The 2,367-nt window shown below is 74.9% G+C and carries 1 protein-coding gene; it reads left to right on the plus strand.

The annotated features are described in order from the left end of the window. A partial coding sequence (locus B7767_RS32750; protein ID WP_143652747.1) for an SDR family oxidoreductase occupies positions 1 to 2,367 on the plus strand: 2,367 nt, incomplete at both ends.

Genomic DNA, 2,367 nt, shown 5'->3' on the forward strand with positions numbered 1-2,367 from the left:
CCCGCGACCTGGTCCTCACCAGCCGCCGCGGCGACAGCGCGCCCGGAGCGGCCGAACTCGTCGCCGAGCTCGCCGAACGCGGCTGCACCGCCACCGTCGCCGCCTGCGACGTCACCGACCGGGACGCCGTCGCCGCGCTCCTGGACCGGCTCGCCGCCGAGGGCCGCACCGTCCGCAGCGTCTTCCACACCGCCGCCGTCATCGAACTCCAGTCGATCGACGAGACCAGCCTGGACGCCTTCGCCAAGGTCGTGCACGCCAAGACCGCCGGCGCCGCCCACCTCGACGAACTCCTCGACGACGACCAGCTCGACGCGTTCGTCCTCTACTCCTCCACCGCCGGCCTGTGGGGCAGCGGCCGGCACGCCGCGTACGTCGCCGCCAACGCCCACCTCAACGCGCTCGCCGAGCACCGCCGTGCCCGCGGCGCCCGCGCCACCGCGATCTCGTGGGGCATCTGGGCCGACGACATGAAGCTCGGCCGCGTCGACCCCGGCCAGATCCGCCGCAGCGGCCTGGTCTTCATGAACCCCGAACTGGCCCTCGCCGGACTCCGCGGGGCCCTCGACGCCGACGAGGGCGTCCTCGCCGTCGCCGACGTCGACTGGGACCGCTACCACCCGGTGTTCACCTCCTCGCGGCCCACCGGCCTGTTCGAGGACGTCCCCGACGTACGGCGCCTGACCGAGGAGACCGAGGCCCGCGCCGCCGGCGGCGGCGAGTTCGCCGGCCGGCTGCGTGCGCTGCCCGCCGCCGAACAGGACCGCCTCCTGCTGGACCTGGTCCGCTCCGAGGCCGCCACCGTCCTCGGCCACGCCTCCCCGGAGGTGCTGTCCGAGCGCCGCGCCTTCCGCGACGTCGGCTTCGACTCCCTCACCGCCGTCGACCTGCGCAACCGGCTCGCCGCCGTCACCGGCCTCACCCTGCCGAGCACCCTCGTCTTCGACTACCCGGACCCGCTCACCCTCGTCGCGCACCTGCGCGGCCTCGTCGGCGGCCCCGGCACCGAGGACGACGGACCGGTGCGCACCACCGCCGCCGTCGACGACGAGCCCATCGCCATCGTCGCCATGAGCTGCCGCTACCCCGGCGGCATCACCAGCCCCGAGGCCCTGTGGGACCTCGTCGCGGCCGGCGGCGACGCCATCACCGGCTTCCCCGCCGACCGCGGCTGGGACGCCGACGCCCTCTACGACCCCGACCCCGACAAGCCCGGCACCACCTACTCCACCCAGGGCGGCTTCCTCCACGACGTCGCCGACTTCGACGCCGCCTTCTTCGGCATCTCCCCGCGCGAGGCCCTCGCCATGGACCCGCAGCAGCGACTCCTGCTGGAGACCGGCTGGGAGGTCCTGGAACGCGCCGGCATCGACCCCGCCACCCTCCGAGGCAGCCTCACCGGCACCTTCATCGGCGCCAGCTACCAGGACTACACGGCGGGCGGCGCCTCCTCCGAGGGCGCCGAGGGCCACCTCATCACCGGCACCATCTCCAGCGTGATGTCCGGCCGCCTCGCCTACACCTTCGGCCTGGAGGGCCCGGCCGTCACCCTGGACACCGCCTGCTCCTCCTCGCTCGTCGCGCTGCACCTGGCCTGCCAGTCGCTGCGCAACGGCGAGAGCACCCTCGCCCTCGCCGGCGGCGTCAGCGTGATGGCCACCCCCAGCGCCTTCACCGGCTTCAGCCGCCAGCGCGCCATGGCCCCCGACGGCCGCTGCAAGGCGTACGCAGAGGGCGCCGACGGCATGAGCCTCGCCGAGGGCGTCGGCCTCGTCCTGGTCGAACGACTCTCCGACGCCCGCCGCAACGGCCACCCCGTGCTCGCCGTGATCCGGGGCTCCGCCGTCAACCAGGACGGCGCCTCCAACGGCCTCACCGCCCCCAACGGCCCCTCCCAGGCCCGGGTGATCCGCCAGGCCCTCAGCAACGCGAACCTCACCCCGGCCGACGTCGACGTGGTCGAGGGCCACGGCACCGGCACCGCGCTCGGCGACCCCATCGAGGCGCAGGCCCTGCTCGCCACCTACGGCCAGGGCCGGCCCGCCGACCGGCCGCTGCTGCTCGGCTCGGTGAAGTCCAACATCGGCCACACCCAGATGGCGTCCGGCATCGCCGGCGTCATGAAGACGGTCATGGCGATGCGCCACGGCACCGTGCCGCCCACCCTGCACGTGGACACCCCCTCCAGCCACGTCGACTGGAACTCCGGCGCCATCGACCTGGCCACCGACACCGTGCCCTGGCCCGAGACCGGCCGGCCCCGCCGCGCCGCCGTCTCCTCCTTCGGCCTCAGCGGCACCAACGTCCACACCGTCGTCGAACAGGCCCCCGACACCCCCGACGCGGAGCAGCCGAGGACCGCGCCCG

Origin of the sequence: Streptomyces sp. 13-12-16, from assembly GCF_002114215.1 — a bacterium.
Lineage (GTDB): Bacteria > Actinomycetota > Actinomycetes > Streptomycetales > Streptomycetaceae > Streptomyces.